General features: G+C 73.2%; 16 protein-coding genes. 4 read left to right on the top strand and 12 right to left on the bottom strand.

Going from position 1 to position 18,336, the window contains the following annotated elements:
* Positions 1–228: 228 nt before the first annotated feature.
* The 11 genes from ACFWUQ_RS16260 to ACFWUQ_RS16210 form a co-directional block, all read right to left on the bottom strand.
* A complete protein-coding gene (locus ACFWUQ_RS16260) occupies positions 229–1,329 on the bottom strand; it encodes a polyprenyl synthetase family protein (RefSeq protein ID WP_384538277.1) in 1,101 nt (366 codons plus the stop codon).
* A 50-nt stretch (positions 1,330–1,379) separates the two neighbouring features.
* Positions 1,380–2,777, bottom strand: a complete 1,398-nt coding sequence (gene hpnE / locus ACFWUQ_RS16255; protein ID WP_384538275.1) for a hydroxysqualene dehydroxylase HpnE — start codon at positions 2,775–2,777, stop codon at positions 1,380–1,382.
* 223 nt (positions 2,778–3,000) lie between these two features.
* On the bottom strand, positions 3,001–3,981 hold the full coding sequence (hpnD, locus tag ACFWUQ_RS16250) for a presqualene diphosphate synthase HpnD (RefSeq protein ID WP_384538273.1): 981 nt from the start codon (positions 3,979–3,981) through the stop codon (positions 3,001–3,003).
* Entirely contained in the window at positions 3,978–4,916 is a 939-nt protein-coding gene (hpnC, locus tag ACFWUQ_RS16245) for a squalene synthase HpnC (RefSeq protein WP_384538271.1), read from the bottom strand. Before hpnC ends, hpnD begins: the two co-directional genes overlap by 4 nt.
* Before the next feature lie 387 nt (positions 4,917–5,303).
* Positions 5,304–6,086 (bottom strand): ABC transporter ATP-binding protein, encoded by a 783-nt coding sequence (locus ACFWUQ_RS16240; protein ID WP_384538269.1) that lies wholly within the window; start codon positions 6,084–6,086, stop codon positions 5,304–5,306.
* Positions 6,079–7,008 carry an ABC transporter permease gene (locus ACFWUQ_RS16235; protein WP_384538267.1) on the bottom strand — a complete coding sequence of 310 codons (930 nt, stop codon included), beginning with the start codon at positions 7,006–7,008 and terminating at the stop codon, positions 6,079–6,081. The genes ACFWUQ_RS16240 and ACFWUQ_RS16235 overlap by 8 nt, the downstream gene beginning before the upstream one ends.
* A 93-nt stretch (positions 7,009–7,101) precedes the next feature.
* On the bottom strand, positions 7,102–7,983 hold the full coding sequence (locus ACFWUQ_RS16230) for a glycosyltransferase family 2 protein (protein WP_384538283.1): 882 nt from the start codon (positions 7,981–7,983) through the stop codon (positions 7,102–7,104).
* A gap of 8 nt (positions 7,984–7,991) precedes the next feature.
* Positions 7,992–8,771, bottom strand: a complete 780-nt coding sequence (locus ACFWUQ_RS16225) for a CDP-alcohol phosphatidyltransferase family protein (RefSeq protein WP_384538265.1) — start codon at positions 8,769–8,771, stop codon at positions 7,992–7,994.
* A complete protein-coding gene (locus ACFWUQ_RS16220) occupies positions 8,749–9,810 on the bottom strand; it encodes an iron-containing alcohol dehydrogenase family protein (protein WP_384538263.1) in 1,062 nt (353 codons plus the stop codon). Before ACFWUQ_RS16220 ends, ACFWUQ_RS16225 begins: the two co-directional genes overlap by 23 nt.
* On the bottom strand, positions 9,798–10,550 hold the full coding sequence (locus ACFWUQ_RS16215) for a sugar phosphate nucleotidyltransferase (RefSeq protein ID WP_384538262.1): 753 nt from the start codon (positions 10,548–10,550) through the stop codon (positions 9,798–9,800). Before ACFWUQ_RS16215 ends, ACFWUQ_RS16220 begins: the two co-directional genes overlap by 13 nt.
* Positions 10,547–12,457 carry a DUF5941 domain-containing protein gene (locus ACFWUQ_RS16210; protein WP_384538282.1) on the bottom strand — a complete coding sequence of 637 codons (1,911 nt, stop codon included), beginning with the start codon at positions 12,455–12,457 and terminating at the stop codon, positions 10,547–10,549. The genes ACFWUQ_RS16215 and ACFWUQ_RS16210 overlap by 4 nt, the downstream gene beginning before the upstream one ends.
* A gap of 440 nt (positions 12,458–12,897) precedes the next feature.
* Between ACFWUQ_RS16210 and ACFWUQ_RS16205 the strand changes: the two genes are divergently transcribed.
* Together ACFWUQ_RS16205 and idi are read left to right on the top strand one after the other, a co-directional pair.
* On the top strand, positions 12,898–14,202 hold the full coding sequence (locus ACFWUQ_RS16205) for a GNAT family N-acetyltransferase (RefSeq protein ID WP_384538260.1): 1,305 nt from the start codon (positions 12,898–12,900) through the stop codon (positions 14,200–14,202).
* 129 nt (positions 14,203–14,331) lie between these two features.
* Positions 14,332–14,931: an isopentenyl-diphosphate Delta-isomerase gene (gene idi / locus ACFWUQ_RS16200; RefSeq protein WP_384538258.1), complete on the top strand. Its 600-nt coding sequence runs from the start codon at positions 14,332–14,334 to the stop codon at positions 14,929–14,931.
* Positions 14,932–14,960: 29 nt separating this feature from the next.
* Here the strand turns inward: idi and ACFWUQ_RS16195 are convergent, their stop codons facing one another.
* Complete coding sequence (locus ACFWUQ_RS16195) at positions 14,961–15,461, bottom strand: ATP-binding protein (RefSeq protein WP_384538280.1); 501 nt, start codon at positions 15,459–15,461, stop codon at positions 14,961–14,963.
* Between the two features lie 284 nt (positions 15,462–15,745).
* Between ACFWUQ_RS16195 and ACFWUQ_RS16190 the strand changes: the two genes are divergently transcribed.
* Positions 15,746–16,528: an enoyl-CoA hydratase/isomerase family protein gene (locus ACFWUQ_RS16190; protein WP_384538256.1), complete on the top strand. Its 783-nt coding sequence runs from the start codon at positions 15,746–15,748 to the stop codon at positions 16,526–16,528.
* Between the two features lie 149 nt (positions 16,529–16,677).
* Positions 16,678–18,315, top strand: coding sequence for an ABC-F family ATP-binding cassette domain-containing protein (locus ACFWUQ_RS16185; RefSeq protein WP_384538254.1), 1,638 nt, complete (start codon positions 16,678–16,680; stop codon positions 18,313–18,315).
* The last annotated feature ends 21 nt before the right edge of the window (positions 18,316–18,336 follow it).

The raw sequence follows: 18,336 nt of genomic DNA, 5'->3' as shown, positions 1-18,336 counted from the left end.
CACGTACCCGGCCCGCGGGGCGGCCGGCCCCGCGGCGCCGGGCGGCGGGGCGCCGGGGGTGGATCCGCTGCCAGCGCCAGCGCTGTCCGCGCTGCCGTCGGTCGTCGCTGTCATGGCTTCCCCTTCGAACAGTGTCCTCTGCTGAACTGGGGTCTGCCGTCGGCGGGTGCAGCCTGTCAGGCGGCTCCGGCCGGCGACTCGCGCGTCATATCCTCGACCGGGTGGCGGTCACCGCTTGCGCACGACGACGAAGTCGGCGAGGGCCACGAGCTGTTCGCGCACCCGCTGCGGCATGTCGACGTCGTCCAGCGCCCGGATGGCGACGGTGTGCTGGCGGCGCGCCTCGTCGGCCGTCCACTGGCGTCCGCCGGCCGCCTCGATGAGGGCGGCGCGGGCCGCGAACTCCTCCTCGGAGAAGTTCTCGAAGTCGCTGCTCTTGGCGTCCGCCGCGAGCAGGTCGGCCAGTTCGGCCGAGGCCGGGCCGCCCGCCGCCAGCGCGGCGACGACCGGCAGGGACTTCTTGCGCTGGCGCAGGTCGCTCCAGGTCTGCTTGCCGGTGGCCTCCGGGTCGCCCCAGATGCCGAGCAGGTCGTCGACGGCCTGGAAGGCGAGGCCCAGGTGGTAGCCGTACTCCTCCAGCTTGTCGGCCGTACGGTCGTCCGCGCCGCCGAGGACGGCGCCGATGGACACGGCGCAGGCGAGCAGGGCGCCGGTCTTGTTGCCCTCCATCTCCAGGCACTCCTCGACGCTGACGCGCTCGCGGTGCTCGTAGGAGATGTCCTGGGCCTGGCCGTCGATGAGCTTGCGGGTGGCGGTGGTCAGGCGGCGCGCGGCGCGGCCGGCCTCGACGGTACCCAGTTCCAGCAGCACCTCGTTGGCGAGGGCGAAGAGGGCGTCGCCGACCAGGATGGCCTGGGCCGGGCCGTGCACCTTCCACACGGTGTCGCGGTGGCGGCGCTGCTCGTCGCCGTCCATCAGGTCGTCGTGCAGCAGCGAGAAGTTGTGCACGAGCTCGACGGCGACCGCGCCGGGGATGCCGGTCTCGGCGGGGACGCCCGCTGCCTCGGCCGAGAGCAGTGCGAGGGCGGGGCGCACGGCCTTGCCGCCGTCGCCGTCGGCCGCGTTGCCGTGGGCGTCGATCCACCCGAAGTGGTAGGCGGCGACGGTGTCCATCGGCGCCGCGAGGCGGTCGACGGCGGCGCGGAGCGCGGGGGTCGACAGCGTGCGGCCGCGCTCCAGGAGGGCGACGGTGTCGGCCTTCTCCATATCCCGTCCGGCAGTGCCCACACTGGCATCCGTGTTCTCGACGGCCGGATTCCCCGGGTTCACTGGCTCTCCTCTGGTTCCTGTTCGTGCTGTGCCGGTCGTGCTGAGGGTGGTCATGCCGCCTCCTGCAGAGGGTGTTCGCGGTGGCGGCCGAGTGCGGTGAGCGCGGCGTGCGCCGCGCCCAGTCCGCTGCGGACGGCGCTCTCCATCGTCGCGGGCCAACCGGTGGCGGTCCACGCACCGGCCAAGTAGAGCCCCGGCGTGTCGGTGCGCGCCCCGGGGCGCAGCCGGCCGACGCCGGGGGTGGGGGCGAAGGTCGCGGTCCGCTCCCGGGTGACGAAGAAGTCCCGTACCTTGGCGCCGCGCGCGGCGGGCAGCAGCCGCTCCAGCTCGGGCAGGTACTTGGTCCGCAGGACCGAGACGGGCTCGTCGATGTCGTCCTGCGCGACCGACTGGGACAGGGCGAGGTACTGGCCGCCGTCGGGCAGGCCGGAGGACTCGGTCCGGTCGAAGACCCACTGGACGGGTGAGCCGAGCGCAGCGAAGAAGGGCTGCTTGAGCACCTTGCGGTCGTAGACCACGTGGACGTTGAGGATGGGCGCGGTGCCGATGTCGAGGAGGGTGTCCGGGTCGGCGAGGGCCCCGGCCGGGAGCAGCGCGTGCGCCTCGCGCTGGGGTACGGCGAGGACGACGACAGAGGCGTCGAGGGTCTCGTCCTCGGTGTCGACGCGCCATGCGCCCTCGGACGTACGGGAGACGGCGGTGACGCGGGCGCGCAGTGCGGTGCGGACGCCGGCCGCGTCGAGTGCCGTCCGGGCGAGGGTGTCGTGCAGGTCCCCCAGCGGTACGCGGGCCCAGCCGATGTCCGCGGCGCCGTTCTCGGAGAGGAGGCCGGTCTTGAAGACCATGGCGGCCAGGCCCAGGGAGGACTGCTCGGCCGTGGCGTTGAGCGTGGCGACGCCGACGAGGTCCCACAGGGCCTCGATCGTGCGGGGCGACTGGCCGTAGCGGCGGAGCCACGTCGCGAAGTCCAGCCCGTCGAGCGCCGGGTCGGCGGGGTCCAGGCGGCGCAGCGCGAGGGCAGCGCGGCCGACGCTCGCGCGTTCGGCGAGCGAGAGGTGCGGGTAGCGGGCGAGGGAGCCCGCCAGGTGCAGGGGTACGGGGAGGGCGCTGCGGCGCAGCCGGCCCAGGCGGGGGCCGGCGGGGTGGGCGACGTCGAGGACGGGTACGTCGAGCCGGTCCTGCAGGGGGGCCAGGGCCGCTCCGTCCACCCGGTCGAGGAACCACCGGTAGGCGGTGCAGCAGCGCAGGTAGACGTGCTGGCCGTTGTCGACGGTGAGTTCGCCGCGCTTGAAGGAGAAGGCGAGGCCGCCGAGCCGGGGGCGGCCTTCGAGCAGGGTGACCCGGAGTCCGGCGTCGGCGAGTTCGAGGGCGGTGGTGACCCCGGCGAGTCCGCCGCCGACGACGACGGCGTGCTGGGCGTGCTGGTCGTGCCGGCCGCTGCCGGTCATGCGTCCTCCCCCGTGGTGCGGTGGTACGCCGCGGCCCTGTCGCCGGGTGACGGCCGGCGGTCGGCGGAGCCCGTCCGGTGGTCGGCGGAGCCCGTCCGGGTAGACGCGGCGGCGCGCGCCGGGGTTGCCCGGCGGGCGCCCGGGGCGGCGGCGCCCGCGGAACGGCCGCGGGGCGTCGGGCGGTCGGGCGTGCGGCCCGGGGCGGCGGACGCCGTCGGGGTCATCAAACCCTCCTGCGCGTGCGTTGGCGGGAGACGGTCCGCGCGTCGAGACCGGACAGGCCCCGGACGGCGACGTACGCCTTCTCGTGCGGCGGCAGCGAGACCCGGCCGCGCAGCACGGCCTCCGGCTCCCGCTCGATGCGGTCGAGGAGGCGCCGGTAGATCCCGGCCATGGCCGCGACGCAGGCGCCGCTGCGCCGGTCGAGCATGGGCAGGAGCCGGTAGCCCTCGGCGAACAGGGCCCTGGCGCGGCGCACTTCGTGGTGGACGAGCCCGGCGAAGTCGGCGCCCGCCGGGGCCCGGTCGCCGCCGAAGCCCTCGGAGCAGCCGAACTTGGCGAGGTCCTCGGCGGGCAGGTACGTGCGCCCGTTGGCGGCGTCCTCCCGAACGTCGCGGAGGATGTTGGTGAGTTGCAGCGCGAGCCCCAGCGTGTCGGCGTACTCCCCGGCGCGTGCGGCGTCGGACGGGGCGACGCCGCCGGGGTGCGCGGTGCCGAACACGCCGAGCGAGAGCCGCCCGATGGCCCCGGCGACGCAGCGGCAGTACGTCTTGAGGTCGTCCCAGGTCTCGTAGGTCGCGCCGCGTACGTCCATCAGGACGCCGTCGATGAGCTCGTCGAGCCCTTCGAGCGGGATCGGGAAGCGGTGGGCGGCGTGCGCGAGGGCGACGGCGACCGGGTCGGTGTCGTCCTCGTCGACCGCTCCGGCCCGGATCCGGCCGAGCAGGGCGCGCGTCTCCTCCAGCCGGGTCAGCTTGGCGCCCGGTTCCAGGGTGCCGTCGCCGATGTCGTCGACGCGGCGGGAGAAGGCGTACAGCGCGGACATCGCCTGCCGCTTGTCGGTGGGCAGCAGCCTGATGCCGTACGCGAAGTTGCGCGCCTGGGATCCGGTGACGGCCTCGCAGTAGCTGTAGGCGGCCAGGACCGGTGCGGACGGCGGGTACGGTGCGGTCGGGTGTGCGGGGCCCTCCACGGTGGGGCTCACCCCTTTCTCGGCGCTGTGCGCAGGACGGCGGCCACCTCGCGGAGCAGGCCGCTCTTGGTGGGCTGGGGTGGGCCGGGCAGTACGTCGAAGCCGGCGGCGGTGACGGCTGCGAGGGCTGCGCGTCCTCCTCCCACGAAGCCGGCGAGCAGCAGCCGGAGCCTGCCGTGCACGCTGCCCACGAGGGGGATGCCCTCGGTGAGGAGCTCGCGTGCGCGCTCGGTCTCGAAAGCGATGAGGGAGCGTACGGACGCGTTCGCGGACGGCGCCCTGAGGTCGCTCTCGGCGACGTGGAAGCGCCGCATGTCCTCGGCGGGCAGGTAGATCCGGTCCCGGCCGAGGTCCTCGGCGACGTCCTGGAGGTGCTCGGCGATCTGCAGGGCGGTGCAGACGGCGTCCGAGTGGCGGACCCGCTCGGGGGTGCTGGTGCCGGTGAGGGAGAGCACGAGGCGTCCCACCGGGTTCGCGGACAGCTCGCAGTAGCCGAGCAGGTCCCCGTAGCCGGCGTAGCGGGTGACCCGCTGGTCCAGGCGGTTGGCCTCGATGAGTCCGAGGAACGGCTCGGGCGTCAGCGCGTGGGCGCGGACGACGGGCCGCAGCGCCCGGAGCAGGGGGTGCCGCGGGGCGCCGTCCACCGCGTCGGAGGCGTTGAACACGCGGTGCAGGTCGGCCTCGAAGGCGTCGAGCATCGCGAGCCGGTCCTCGGTGGCGGCCGGGTCGAGGCCGAGGAGCACCGCGTCGTGGCCGCCGGGGGCGAGGTCGCCGTCGCCGATGTCGTCGACGAGGCGGGCGTACCCGTAGACCGCTGTCAGGCCGTCGCGCCAGGCGCGGGGAAGGAAGACGGGCGCGACGGGGAAGTTCTCCGTCCGGGCCTTGGCGAGGGTGGCGCGGGTGTGCAGTGTGTCCGACGGAGGGCGGGTGCCGTGCCCGGGGGTCACCGCCCGCCGCCCGGGGCGGGGACGGCGTCGAAGCCTGGGGGCCGGAGAATTCCCGTAGCCATTGCCGTCACGTCTCCCGTTCTACACTGCCAAACCAATACATCCTATTTCGGACACGCCGCCGGGCTATTCCCGGGGGGTCGCCCAGGCCGTTCACCTGCGGTGAATCGTCCCCTCTTGCCGCGATTCAGGACCTGCCCAGCTTACGCTGTACAACGCCCCGAAAGCCGTTGGGGTATTCGCTCCGCCACCGAAAGTCGCCGGGCGTGCGCCCGGGCGCACGCCGAGGCCCCCGCCGCGCGGAGCGGAGGGGGCCTGCGGTGTTCCGGCCGAACGCACCGCGCGCGGGCCCGGATGTGCGGCGCCGGCGGGGAGGGCGGCGCCCCGTCAGCCGTTGGTGGCCTTCTCGTAGGCCGAGACGACTTCGTCCGTGGGCCCGTCCATCAGGAGTTCGCCCTTTTCCAGCCACAGCACCCGGTCGCAGGTGTCGCGGATGGACTTGTTGTTGTGGCTCACCAGGAAGACCGTGCCCGCCTTCTCCCGCAGTTCGCGGATGCGGTTCTCGGACCGCACCTGGAAACTGCGGTCGCCGGTGGCCAGGGCCTCGTCGATCATCAGGACGTCGTGGTCCTTCGCCGCCGCGATGGAGAAGCGCAGTCGCGCCGCCATGCCGGAGGAGTAGGTGCGCATCGGCAGGGAGATGAAGTCGCCCTTGTCGTTGATGCCGGAGAAGTCGACGATCCCCTGGTAGCGCTGCTTGATCTGCTCGCGGCTCATACCCATCGCCAGACCGCCGAGGACGATGTTGCGCTCGCCGGTGAGGTCGTTCATCAGCGCGGCGTTGACGCCCAGCAGCGAGGGCTGGCCGTCGGTGTAGACCTTGCCCGCCTCGCAGGGCAGGAGCCCGGCGATGGCACGCAGCAGGGTCGACTTGCCGGAGCCGTTGGAACCGATGAGGCCGATGGCCTCGCCCCGGTACGCGGTGAAGGAGACGCCGCGTACGGCGTGCACGCGGCGCACGCCGGGCGCGTCGCCCCTGCCCCGGCGCACTATCTTGCTCAGCGCGGCGGTGGCGCTGCCCCGGCCGGCGCCGCCGGTGTTGACGCGGTAGACGATGTGCACGTCGTCGGCGATGACGGTGGGGATGTGCCCCTTGTTGTTCTCAGCCACGGCCGTAACGCTCCTCAGCCTTCCAGAAGTACACGAAGCCGCCGAGACCGATCAGGGCGGCCCAGCCGACCGCGAAGGCCCAGACGTGCGGCGGCAGGTTCTCCGACCCGTATCCGTCGATCAGGGCGAACCGGATGAGGTCCATGTAGATCGCCGCCGGGTTCCACTGGAGCACGTCCGCGATCCACTGGGGCTTGTCCTTGAGCATCTCGTTGATCGAGAACATCACGCCCGAGGCGTACATCCAGGTGCGGGTGACGAACGGCATCAGCTGCGCGAGGTCCGGGGTCTTGGAGCCCATGCGCGCGAAGACCAGGGCGAGCCCGGTGTTGAAGACGAACTGCAGCACCAGCACCGGGAGCACCAGCAGCCAGGACGGCCGCGGGTAGTTCCCGAAGAGGAGTACGACCACGATCACGACGACCATCGAGTACAGCAGCTGCTGGAGCTGCTGCATCGAGAAGGAGATCGGCAGGGAGGCCCGCGGGAAGTGCAGGGCGCGTACCAGGCCGAGGTTGCCGGGGATGGCCCGGACACCCGCCATGAGGGAGCTCTGGGTGAAGGTGAAGACGAAGATGCCGATCACGAGGAAGGGGACGTAGACCCCCTTCTCCATGCCCCGGTCCGCTTCCAGGATCAACGCGAAGACCAGGTAGTAGACCAGCGCGTTCAGCAGCGGGGTCGCCACCTGCCAGACCTGGCCGAGCTTCGCCTGGCTGTACTGCGCGACCAGCTTGGCCCGGGAGAACGCCAGGATGAAGTGGCGCCGGCCCCAGAGCTGCCGCACGTACTCGACCAGGCCCGGCCGCGCGCCGCTCACCGAGAGGCCGTACTTCCTGGCGAGCTCCGCGGGGCTCAGCCCCGCGTCTTCGGACGGCGGCCTGCTCGTGGCGAGGGCGCCGTCGTGGGTTGTGTCACTCACAAGTTGAAACTTTCCGTCTTCAAGATGCGGCAGGAAGGGGATCGGGCGTGGTGCGGGGCCCCCGACCGCGCCATGGTCGCGGTCGCGGAGGTGTCAGATGACAGGTGGTCGGCCCAGCCGGGTCAACCGCCAGACCGTCCGCCACCTCATCGGCCGCCGGGGTCCGCAGGGAGTGGTCCATCCCTCCCTGAAGCCGCCGAACCACGCCTTGAGCGCGGGTGCCGACGGCCTGCGTACGAGCGTCAGCAGGAGCCAGACGCCCAGGTAGACCGGGACCAGCGGGGCGGGCAGGTTTCGGCGGGCGAGCCATACCCGGTTACGGGCCACCATACGGTGGTAGACGGCGTGCCGGGAGGGGGAGGTCGCCGGGTGCAGCAGCACCATGTCCGCCCTGTAGTCGATCAGCCACCCCGCGTCGAGGGCGCGCCAGGCCAGGTCGGTCTCCTCGTGGGCGTAGAAGAACTCCCCGGGCAGACCTCCGACCTGCTCGAACACCGCGGTCCGGACGGCGTTCGCGCCGCCCAGGAAGGTGGTCACGCGGGAGGAGCGCATCGGGTCCGAGGCACGCAGCCGGGGCACGTGGCGCCGTTGGGTCTCACCGGTCCCCGGATCGGCGATGCGGAAGCTGACGATGCCCAGCCGGGGGTCCTCCGTGAACGCCTGCCGGCACAGCTCGGCGGTGTCGGTGCGCTCCAGCAGCCCGTCGTCGTCCAGGAACAGCAGGGCGTCCACCTCGCTGCCGCCGGGGCCGAAGGCCTCGATGCCGACGTTGCGGCCGCCGGGGATGCCCAGGTTCTCGGGCAGGTCGACCGTACGGACTCCCGGCGGGAGCCCCGGCATCCCGGTGACCGTCACGCCCTGGCCCACGACGACGACCTCGACCGGGTCGCCGTCCTGCCGGGCGACCGAGTCGATGAGCGCCTTGAGCTCGTCGGGCCGGTTGCCCATGGTGATGATCACGGCGCCCAGCCTCATCGGCGCGCTCACTTGAGCCTGCTGGAGGCGAGGACCGACACCAGGTGCAGCACGGTCTGGAGCATGGCGATGCCCGCCAGGACGGCCACACCCAGCCGGGAGAAGTACAGGTCGCCCCGCATCTGGTCCAGGACCGCCAGCACCAGGATGAGGAGGGAGGCCTCGATGCCGAGGACGAGCCGGTGGAACTTCAGCGCGGAGGCGGCGCGGCGCGCCAGCGCCATGCCCCTCGCCCGCGGCTCCGCGGCCGCTTCCTGGACCGGCGGCTTGCCGACCTGGTGGCGGGCCACGCCGACGAGGTCGGTCTCGGCCTTGATCAGGATCGCGCCGAGCGCGGCGAGCGTGCCGAGGAAGGCCCACAGCCAGTCGATGCGGCCGCTGCCCCACAGGTCCGAGGCGCGCAGGCCGAAGCCGACCAGGACCGCGGCGTCGCACAGGTAGGCGCCGACCCGGTCGAGGTACACCCCGGACAGGGAGAACTGCTGCTTCCAGCGGGCGACTTCGCCGTCGACGCAGTCGAGCAGCAGGTAGAGCTGGACCGCCACGACGCCCAGCACGGCGCCCCAGACGCCCGGCACCAGCAGGGCGGGGGCGGCGAGGACGCCGGCCAGGGTCATCACGTAGGTCAGCTGGTTCGGCGTGACCTTGGTGGTGACCAGGTAGCGGGTGATGCGCAGGGAGATCTCGCGCATGTAGAGGCGCCCGCCCCAGTGCTCGCCGCTGCGCCGGTCCTTCACGCCCGCCGGGTGCACGACGGGTCGGAGTTCAGCTACGGATGGTCTTGGCATAGTCGGCGTAAGCGTCCCTGATCTCGGCTGCGGACAGGTTGAGGTGCTCCAGGATCGTGAAGCGTCCCGGGCGGGTCTGGGGGGCGTACTCGACGGCGGTGACGAACTCGTCCACGCTGAACCCGATCTCCTCGGGCAGTACGGGCAGGGCGTGCCTGCGCAGTACCTCCGTGAAGAGGCCGGCCGTCTCGGCCGCCCCGCGCAGGTGCATCGCGAAGGCGGCGCCGATGCCGACCTGCTCGCCGTGGAGCGCGGAGCGTCCCGGGTACAGCAGGTCGAAGGCGTGGCTGATCTCGTGGCAGGCGCCGGACGAGGGGCGGGAGTCCCCGCTGATCGACATGGCGATGCCGGAGAGGACGAGGGCCTCGGACAGCACGGTGAGGAAGGCGTCGTCCCCGCATCCGCCGGGGTGGCGCAGGACGGACTCGCCGGCGGTGCGGGCCATGGCCGCGGCCAGGCCGTCCACGGGCTCGCCGGTGATCTCGTGGGAGAGCTCCCAGTCGGCGATCGCCGAGATGTTGGAGATCGCGTCCCCGATGCCGGCGCGGATGAACCGCACCGGCGCGTCCTTGATCACGTCGAGGTCGATGACCATGGCGATCGGCGTCGGGACCCCGTAGGAGCCCCGGCCGTTGTCGTTGTCCAGGATGGACACCGGCGAGCAGATGCCGTCGTGCGAGAGGTTGGTGGCGACGGCCACCATGGGCAGGCCGACCCGCGCCGCGGCGTACTTCGCCACGTCGATGATCTTGCCGCCGCCCAGGCCGACCACGGCGTCGTAGCGGCGGCCCTTTATGTCGTCGGCCAGCTTGACCGCGGAGTCGATGGTGCCGTCGACGACGGCGTACCAGTCGGCGTGGGGCAGTACGGGCTCCAGCTTGGCGCGCAGCGCCACGCCGGAGCCGCCGCTGATCGCGATCGCCAGCTTGCCGGACGCGGAGATCCGCTGGTCGGCCAGGAGGCCGGCCAGGTCGTCCATCGCGCCCCGGCTGATGTCGACGACGACGGGCGAGGGGATGAGCCTCGTCAGTACTGGCATGCGATCGTCCGGCCCTTGGCGAGGTCGTCGTGGTTGTCGATCTCGACCCACTTGACGTCGCCGATGGGAGCCACGTCGATGGTGAAGCCGTCGTTGACGAGCTGCTGGTAGCCGTCCTCGTAGTAGAGGTCGGGGTCGCGCTCGAAGGTGGTCTTCAGCGCCTCGGCCAGCTGCTCCGCGGCCTCGGGCTCGATCAGGGTGACGCCGATGTACTCGCCGGTGGCGTCGGCCGGGTCCATCAGCTTCGTGATCTTGCGTACGCCCGCCCCGTCGGCGGTGACGACCTTCATCTCCTCGTCGGCCAGGCTCTTGACCGTGTCGAGGGCCAGGATGATCCGGCGGCCCTCGCCGCGGGCGGCGAGCAGCGTCTTCTCGACGGAGACCGGGTGGACGGTGTCGCCGTTGGCGAGGATCACACCCTGCTTGAGGACCTCGCGCGCGCACCACAGGGAGTAGGCGTTGTTCCACTCCTCTGCCTTGTCGTTGTCGATCAGCGTGATCTTGACGCCGTACTTGGCCTCCAGCGCCTCGCGGCGCTCGTAGACGGCCTCCTTGCGGTAGCCGACGACGACGGCGACCTCGGTGAGGCCGACCTCGGCGAAGTTGCCCAGGGTCAGGTCGAGGACCGTGAGGCTCTCCTCCTCGCCCTCGGGGCCGACGGGCACGAGGGCCTTGGGCAGGGTGTCGGTGTAGGGACGCAGACGGCGTCCGGCACCGGCAGCGAGTACAAGGCCGATCATGCTGGTTCTCCTTCGTCATGTACGGCGGGTGCCCCGGAGGAGACCCAGAACCGGATGCTCTCCACGAGCACCACCAGTGCCACGAACACGGCCAGGGCCGTGAGCGCGACGGGGAAGTCCGCGACGCGCGTGGCGAGGACGGCGGCCAGCACCGTGGTCAGCAGGACCCGGCCCTCGTGGCCGCCGATCGTCCGCACCAGCCAGTGCGGGGGCGCGCCGGTGCCGCCGCGGATGCGGTACACCGTGTCGTAGTGATGGTAGGCGACCGCCGCGATCAGGCCGAATGCCGCCGGAAGGGCCCCGGGGACGTCCGCCTTGGCCGCGAGGATCAGCACGGTGGTGTACTCGGCGGCCCGGAACAGCGGCGGGACGAGCCAGTCCAGGGCGCCCTTGAGCGGGGCGGCGACGGCCAGGCCCGCGGTGATGGCGTAGACCACCGCGACGGCGGTCAGGCGCCCGTCGCCGAACGGCAGGTACAGGGCGGCGGCGATCAGGAGCAGCGTGCCCAGGGCGGCGACGTACACCGACCCGAAGGAACCGGCCCGGCCGCGCAGCAGCCGCGCCTGCGCCTCCGCCAGCGGGCCGGAGTCGGCGAGGTCCGCGAGGGCCTGGGCCGCCCGGTCGGTCCGGGTGGCGCGGCGGGTCAGCGAGCGCAGGACCCGGCCGGCGGTGGTGTAGAGCGCGCCGAAGGCGCAGCCGACGAGCAGGGCGTAGAAGACGGTCCGGGGGGTGGTGACGGCGGTCAGCACGGCGATCATCGCCCACCGCTCGCCGATCGGGAGGATGATCATCCGCCGGAGCCACACGGTCCATCCGACGCTGTCGAGCTTGTCGGAGAGGGCCGCTGTGGGGCTCGTGTTGGCGGTGGCGTCGTGGTTGGCCTCGTTGAAGGAGAAGTCCACGACGTGGCGGCAGGTCATGAGGATCATGGCGCCGACCGCGAGGGCCCAGACGTCGTCGCCGTTCCTGGCGGCGCCGAGCGCCAGACCCGCGTAGAAGGAGTACTCCTTCGCGCGGTCGAAGGTCGCGTCGAGCCAGGCGCCCATCGTGGAGTACTGGAGCGAGTAGCGGGCCAGCTGCCCGTCGGTGCAGTCCAGGACGAAGGAGACCAGGAGCAGCACGCCGGCCGCGACGTAGCCCCAGCGGTCTCCGGTGGCGGCGCAGCCGGCCGCGATCAGCGCCGTGGCCAGGGAGGCGGTGGTGACCTGGTTCGGAGTCAGGCCCCGGCGGGCGCACCAGCGCGCGATGTAGCGGGAGTACGGGCTGATGAAGAAGGTGGTGAAGAAGCCGTCGCGGGACTTCACCGCGGTCCGCAGCCGCACGGCCTCGTCGTCGACGGCGGCGACGGCGGCGGTCGCCGCCCGCCGGTCGGCGGCGGTGGTGGGGACCGCCGCGACGAGTGTGCCGAGCTCGGGACGCTGGACCGGGGTCCCGGCGGCTTCCAGGGCGGCGGCGAGCCGGTCCGCGCAGGGGGCGGTGTCCGGGTCGTCGCCGGTGTGCGCGCGGGGGTCGCCCGGCGGGTACGGGTCCGGCGTCGCGTACGGCTCGGCGGGCACGTGGATCCAAGCTCCGGCGCCAGCTCCGGCGCCCGCTCCGGCCGCCGGCGCGTGGGCGCGCGCGGCCACGGCGGCGTCGAGCGCCGCCCGGGCTGCCGGCTGGACGGCCAGGGCGCCGGTGACGGCGCAGGCGTCGAAGCGCGGGTCGGTCAGCGCGAGGCGCAGCGCGTGCGGGTGCCCCACGAACGCGCTGTCCACGACGGCCACCCGCTGGTCGGCGGGGACGGCCGCCAGGGCGGTGGCCGTCTCGGCCGGGCCGGTGGCGTAGCGGACGTGGAAGCCCAGGGAGCGCAGGTCGTCCGCGAGGGGTGATCCGGGGACCGGCAGGCCGGTAAGGATGACGGTCGGCAGACGAACTCACTCCTCGTGACGATTTCCGGACGGGCGCCTGATGGGGCGGCGGCACGTCGGCAGAGGCTATCGGATGAATGGAAGGAGGGGTTCACCACCCGTTTACGCCCTGATGGGCCGGAGAACGCCGAGCCCGGGGCCTCGGTGTGATCATCATCGACGATCACACCGAGGTACGACAAACGGCGTCGGTGCTAGATTGGATGCCTGCGCGTACGAGTCCCGTACTCGCGTGCGGGGCCCAGATGCGGGGCCACCCCGGAGGTGGCCGACCGAGAGAACCGAGCGGGAAAGAGGTGGGGTTGATGACCGTCGTCAAGGTCGCGGCCATGCGCTGCGAACTCCGGCACATCCCCACTTCCTCCCGGGTTCCCGGCCGGGCCTGATCGCACGCCGCTGATCGGCCCCGTCGGCCGGAGCCCCCTGCCCAAGGGTTCACGTTGACCGACACCACCCGCTCGACCGATCTTCCCGACGCCGCCGACAACTCCTTCTTCGAGGCGTTCCTCACCCTGCACCGCGGGCTGCCCCGGCAGGCCCCCGGTTCCGACGCGTCCACCCGGCGCATGCTGTCCCTGTGCGGGCCGCTGCCCGAGCGGCCGCGCGCCCTCGACCTGGGCTGCGGCCCCGGCCGCAGCGCACTGCTCCTCGCCGCCGAAGCGGGCGCCGCGGGAGCCGACGTCACCGCCGTCGACCTCCACGACGGCTTCCTCGACGAGCTCCGTGAGGCCGCCGCGGCCCGCGGTCTCGCCGACCGCGTCCGCCCCGTCCGCGCGGACATGGGCGCCCTGCCCTTCGAGGACGGCTCCTTCGACCTCGTCTGGGCGGAGGGCTCCGCCTACGTGATCGGCTACGACACCGCGCTCGCGCGGTGGAAGCGGCTGCTCGCCCCCGGCGGCACCCTCGTGCTGACCGAGTGCCAGTGGACCGCCGACGAACCGTCCGACGGGGCCCGCGCCTTCTGGGACACCCACTACCCGCTGCGCACGACCGCCCGCAACCTGGCGGCCGCCCAGGCCGCCGGGTACCAGGTGCTCGGCGTGCACCACCTGCCCGACGCGGACTGGGCCGAGTACTACGGCCCGCTCGCCGAGCGGGTCAGGCACCACCCCGGCGACGGGACGGCCGCGGCGGCGGCCGCGGCGGCCGCCACCCGTGAGGAGCTCGACGTCCGGGCCCGGCACGGGCACGAGTACGGGTACACCGGGTACGTACTGCGCCCGGTGACCGCCGGGAGCGGCACCGCCTGGCGGGCCCGGCCGGAGACCCCGGCCGACATCGCGGCCGTCCGGGCCGTCAACCTGGCGGCGTTCGAGACCCCGCTGGAGGCGGACCTCGTCGACGCGCTGCGGGTGGACGGCGCCTGGCTGCCGGGGCTGTCCTACGTGGCCGAGGGGCCCGGCGGCGCGGTGGCGGCGCATGCCCTGCTCACCGCGTGCACCGTCGACGGCGCGCGGGCGCTGGCGCTGGCGCCGGTGGCGGTCGACCCCGCGCTCCAGCGCTCGGGCGCGGGCAGCTCGGTGGTCCGGGCCCTGCTCGGGGCCGCCCGGGACCGCCGCGAGTCGCTGGTCCTCGTCCTGGGGCACCCCGAGTACTACCGGCGCTTCGGTTTCGTACCGGCGTCGCACTACGGGATCCGGGCGCCCTTCGAGGTTCCCGACGAGGCCTTGATGGCGCTGGTGCTGGACGACGGGGCCCCGGTCCCGGCGGGCACCATCGCGTACCCGGCCCCGTTCGGCGTCTGACACCTGTGCGGCCCGTCCGCCCCCGCCGCCTACCACGCGGCGGGGGCGGACATGCGCAGATCGCCGAAGTGGGGACAAGCCGCTTTTGTACGGCAGACTGAGGGCCGAAGTCCGAAGCGAAGGATGGGTATGCCGACCACACCAGCCACCGCCGCGAAGAGCGCGTCCAACGGCACCGGGACTCAGGAACCGATCATGCTCGAACTGGTCGACGAGGCCGGCAACACCATCGGCACGGCGGAGAAGCTCTCCGCCCATGAGGCGCCGGGACAGTTGCACCGGGCGTTCTCCGTGTTCCTCTTCGACGAGCAGGGCCGGCTGCTGATCCAGCAGCGGGCGCTCGGGAAGTACCACTCCCCCGGCGTCTGGTCGAACACCTGCTGCGGCCACCCGTACCCCGGTGAGTCGCCGTTCGCGGCCGCGGCCCGGCGCACCCACGAGGAGCTGGGGCTGTCCCCCTCGCTCCTCGCGGAGGCGGGAACGGTCCGCTACAACCACCCCGACCCGGCGTCGGGCCTGGTGGAGCAGGAGTTCAACCACCTGTTCGTGGGACTCGCGCAGTCGGCGCTGCGGCCGGACCCGGAGGAAGTCGGCGACACCGTCTTCGTCACCGCCGAGGAGCTGGCGAAGCGGCACGCCGAGGCGCCGTTCTCGGCCTGGTTCATGACCGTGCTCGACGCCGCACGACCCGCGATCCGCGAGCTGACCGGTGACGCCGCGGGCTGGTAGCGCGCGGGGCCGCCGTCCGGGCGGGCCGCTCAGGCGGCCGCGCCGGGGACGGGCCCGCCCAGCGGGAGGGCCGCCCAGATGACCTTGCCGCCGGTCGAGGTGTGCTCGACGTCGCAGACTCCGCCGGCCTCTCGGGTGACCTCCCGGACCAGGAGCAGGCCCCGTCCGCCGGTCTGGCCGAAATCGGCCTCCAGCGCCTTGGGCCGGTACGGGTGGTTGTCCTCGACGGCCACCCGTACCCACTCCCGGCCGATGGCCACTTCCACCGCGACCTCCGGCGAGAGCAGCGCGGCATGCCGGACCGAGTTCGTCACCAGTTCGGAGACGATCAGGAGCAGGGAGTACACCAGGTCCTGGTGGGCCGGCACCCCCTGGCGCCCGAGTAGTTCCCGGACCGCCCGGCGGGCCTGCGGAACGGATTCTTCTACCGCGGGAGCGGTGAACCGCCACACCCCCTCGTACGCGAGGGGGTCGGCCGGAGCCTCCGGCGCCCCCTCCCTGGCAGGCGGGACGCTCCCGCTGACATCCATGGCTCGTCCCCCGTCTTCGCGCTCGATCGTCTCCACGCGTCAAGAGTGGGGACCGCGTTGGTCGCGCCCGGATCTCTGACCAGAAGTCAGCGTCATTCGGACGCTTTCTGACCACGGGCGTATGACAGAGTCAGTTGTTCGACTGTTCCTGATCTTCTGCCTGTCTCTTCTCGGCCGTCCCCGGCGTCCCGCCCTCAGCCCCCGCCCCGGGCGTCACCTGCTCTTCCTCACCCCCGCGGGACTCCCTTGATCATGGGTCGACGGCCCGGGATAGCATCCGGCGCATGGACGCAGCCAGGGAAGCAGCTCGGGAAGCGGCGCCGGAGGCGGCCCTGCGCCACTCGGTCGCGGGCGGGGTGGCCACCGTCGTCATCGCGCACCCCGCCAAGCGCAACGCCATGACGGCGGCCATGTGGCGGGCCCTGCCCGGCCTGCTGGCCCGCCTGGCGGCCGACCCCGCGGTGCGGGTCCTCGTCCTGACCGGGGCCGGCCCCACCTTCTGTGCCGGCGCCGACATCTCCTCGCTGACCGGCGACGAGGACCCGCAGGCCCTGTCCGTGGCGGCGGAGGACGCGCTGGCCGCCTTCCCCAAGCCCACCCTGGCGGTGATCCGCGGATTCTGCGTGGGCGGCGGCAGCCAGTTGGCGGCGGCCTGCGACCTGCGCTTCGCGGAGGAGGGCTCCTCCTTCGGGGTGACCCCGGCGCGGCTCGGCATCGTCTACCCGGCCTCCTCCACCCGGCGGCTGACCACGCTGGTGGGACCCGCCTGGGCCAAGTACCTGCTCTTCTCGGCGGAGCTGATCGACGCCGAGCAGGCGCTGCGGGCCGGATTCCTGAACGAACTGCTACCGGCCGGGCTCCTCGACCGGCGGATCGCCGAGTTCACCGCGGTCCTCGCCACGCGCTCGCAGCTCACGCAGGCCGCCGCCAAGGAGTTCGCGGACGGCCGCACGGGACGGGACGCGTACTGGGCGGACCAGGCCGCCGGGAGCGGTGACACCGCCGAGGGCGTCGCCGCGTTCCTGGAGCGGCGTACCCCGTCGTTCACGTGGACGCCGCACGGCTGACCTCCGGGCCCGCCCCCACGACCGACCACGGCCGCACGACCGACCACGGCCGCACGACCGACCACGGCCGCACGACCGATCTCCCGGCCCGGCGCGGGCCCGTCCCGGCCGGGAGGCGCCTGTCCGCGCGCGGATAGGATCGACGCATCATGACTGCCACTCTCGTCGCCAAGAAACTCACCGCCGCGCACGGTGAGCGCACCCTCTTCGCCGATCTCGACCTCGTCGTCGCGCCCGGGGACGTCATCGGCCTCGTCGGCGTCAACGGCGCCGGGAAGTCCACCCTGCTGCGCCTGCTGGCCGGCCTGGACACCCCCGAGACCGGCGAGCTGCGGCTCTCCCCGCCCACCGCCGCCGTGGGCCACCTCCCCCAGGAGCCAGAGCGGCGCGCGGGCGAGTCGGTACGGGACTTCCTGGCCCGGCGCACGGGCGTGGCCACCGCCCAGGAGGAGCTGGACGCGGCGACGCAGGGCCTGGTCGACGGAGTGCCCGGCTCGGACGACGCGTACGCCTCCGCGCTGGACCGCTGGCTGGACCTCGGCGGCGCCGACCTCGACGAGCGCGCCGAGGAGGTGGCCGCCGACCTCGGCCTCTCCGTCGGGCTCGACCTGCCCATGACGGCCCTGTCCGGCGGCCAGGCGGCGCGCGCCGGCCTGGCGTCGCTGCTGCTCTCCCGCTACGACGTCTTCCTGCTCGACGAGCCCACCAACGACCTGGACCTGGACGGTCTGGAGCGCCTGGAGCGGTTCGTGACGGGGCTGCGCGCGGGCACGGTCGTGATCAGCCACGACCGCGAGTTCCTCGCCCGGACGGTCACCAAGGTCCTCGAACTCGACCTGGCGCAGCAGCGGATCAACCTCTACGGCGGCGGTTACGACGCCTACCTGGAGGAGCGCGAGCGCTCGCGCAACCACGCCCGCGAGGAGTTCGAGGAGTACGCGGACAAGAAGGCCGCCCTGGAGGGCCGGGCCCAGATGCAGCGCAACTGGATGGACAAGGGTGTGCGCAACGCCCGCCGCAAGGCGAGCGACAACGACAAGATCGGCAAGAACCTGCGCGGCGAGTCCAGCGAGAAGCAGGCGGCCAAGGCGCGTCAGACGCAGCGGGCCATCGAGCGTCTGGACGTGGTCGACGAGCCCCGCAAGGAGTGGGAGCTGCGCATGGAGATCGCGGCGGCCCCCCGCTCGGGCTCCGTGGTCGCCACCCTGCGCGAGGCGTCCGTCCGGCGCGGGGACTTCGCCTTCGGCCCGGCCAGCCTGCAGATCGACTGGGCGGACCGGGTGGCGATCACCGGCGCGAACGGCGCCGGCAAGTCCACCCTCCTCGCCGTCCTGCTGGGCCGGGTGGCTCCGGACTCCGGCTCGGCGACCCTCGGCTCCGGCGTGCGCGTCGGAGAGGTGGACCAGGCCCGCGGCCTGTTCCTCGGTGACGAACCGCTGCTGGAGGCCTTCTGCGCGGCGGTCCCGGACACCGAGCCGGCCGAGGTCCGCACCCTGCTGGCCAAGTTCGGCCTGAAGGCGGCGCACGTGATGCGCCCGGCCGCCACCCTCTCCCCCGGCGAGCGCACCCGGGCGGCGCTGGCGCTGCTCCAGGGCCGGGGGGTGAACCTGCTGGTGCTGGACGAGCCCACCAACCACCTCGACCTCCCGGCGATCGAGCAGCTGGAGTCCGCCCTGGAGGCGTACGAGGGCACCCTGCTGCTGGTCACCCACGACCGGCGCATGCTGGACGCCGTCCAGGTCACCCGCCGGCTGCGGGTCGAGGACGGCAGGGTCACCGAGCTGTAGCGGCGCCGGAGCGGACCGGCC

The organism is Streptomyces sp. NPDC058662 (assembly GCF_042716255.1).
Classification (GTDB): Bacteria; Actinomycetota; Actinomycetes; order Streptomycetales; family Streptomycetaceae; genus Streptomyces.
The sequence above is the reverse complement of the archived record's forward strand: the minus strand, read 5'-3'. Positions and strand labels throughout refer to the sequence as shown.

What these genes read in the sequence shown, in the direction of transcription:
- hpnE (WP_384538275.1), bottom strand. Translation starts at nt 2,777, where the DNA reads ATGACCGGCAGCGGCCGGCACGACCAGCACGCCCAGCACGCCGTCGTC.
- ACFWUQ_RS16230 (WP_384538283.1), bottom strand. Translation starts at nt 7,983, where the DNA reads ATGAGGCTGGGCGCCGTGATCATCACCATGGGCAACCGGCCCGACGAG.
- ACFWUQ_RS16225 (WP_384538265.1), bottom strand. Translation starts at nt 8,771, where the DNA reads ATGCCAAGACCATCCGTAGCTGAACTCCGACCCGTCGTGCACCCGGCG.
- ACFWUQ_RS16220 (WP_384538263.1), bottom strand. Translation starts at nt 9,810, where the DNA reads ATGCCAGTACTGACGAGGCTCATCCCCTCGCCCGTCGTCGTCGACATC.
- ACFWUQ_RS16215 (WP_384538262.1), bottom strand. Translation starts at nt 10,550, where the DNA reads ATGATCGGCCTTGTACTCGCTGCCGGTGCCGGACGCCGTCTGCGTCCC.
- idi (WP_384538258.1), top strand. Translation starts at nt 14,332, where the DNA reads ATGCCGACCACACCAGCCACCGCCGCGAAGAGCGCGTCCAACGGCACC.
- ACFWUQ_RS16195 (WP_384538280.1), bottom strand. Translation starts at nt 15,461, where the DNA reads ATGGATGTCAGCGGGAGCGTCCCGCCTGCCAGGGAGGGGGCGCCGGAG.
- ACFWUQ_RS16190 (WP_384538256.1), top strand. Translation starts at nt 15,746, where the DNA reads ATGGACGCAGCCAGGGAAGCAGCTCGGGAAGCGGCGCCGGAGGCGGCC.
- ACFWUQ_RS16185 (WP_384538254.1), top strand. Translation starts at nt 16,678, where the DNA reads ATGACTGCCACTCTCGTCGCCAAGAAACTCACCGCCGCGCACGGTGAG.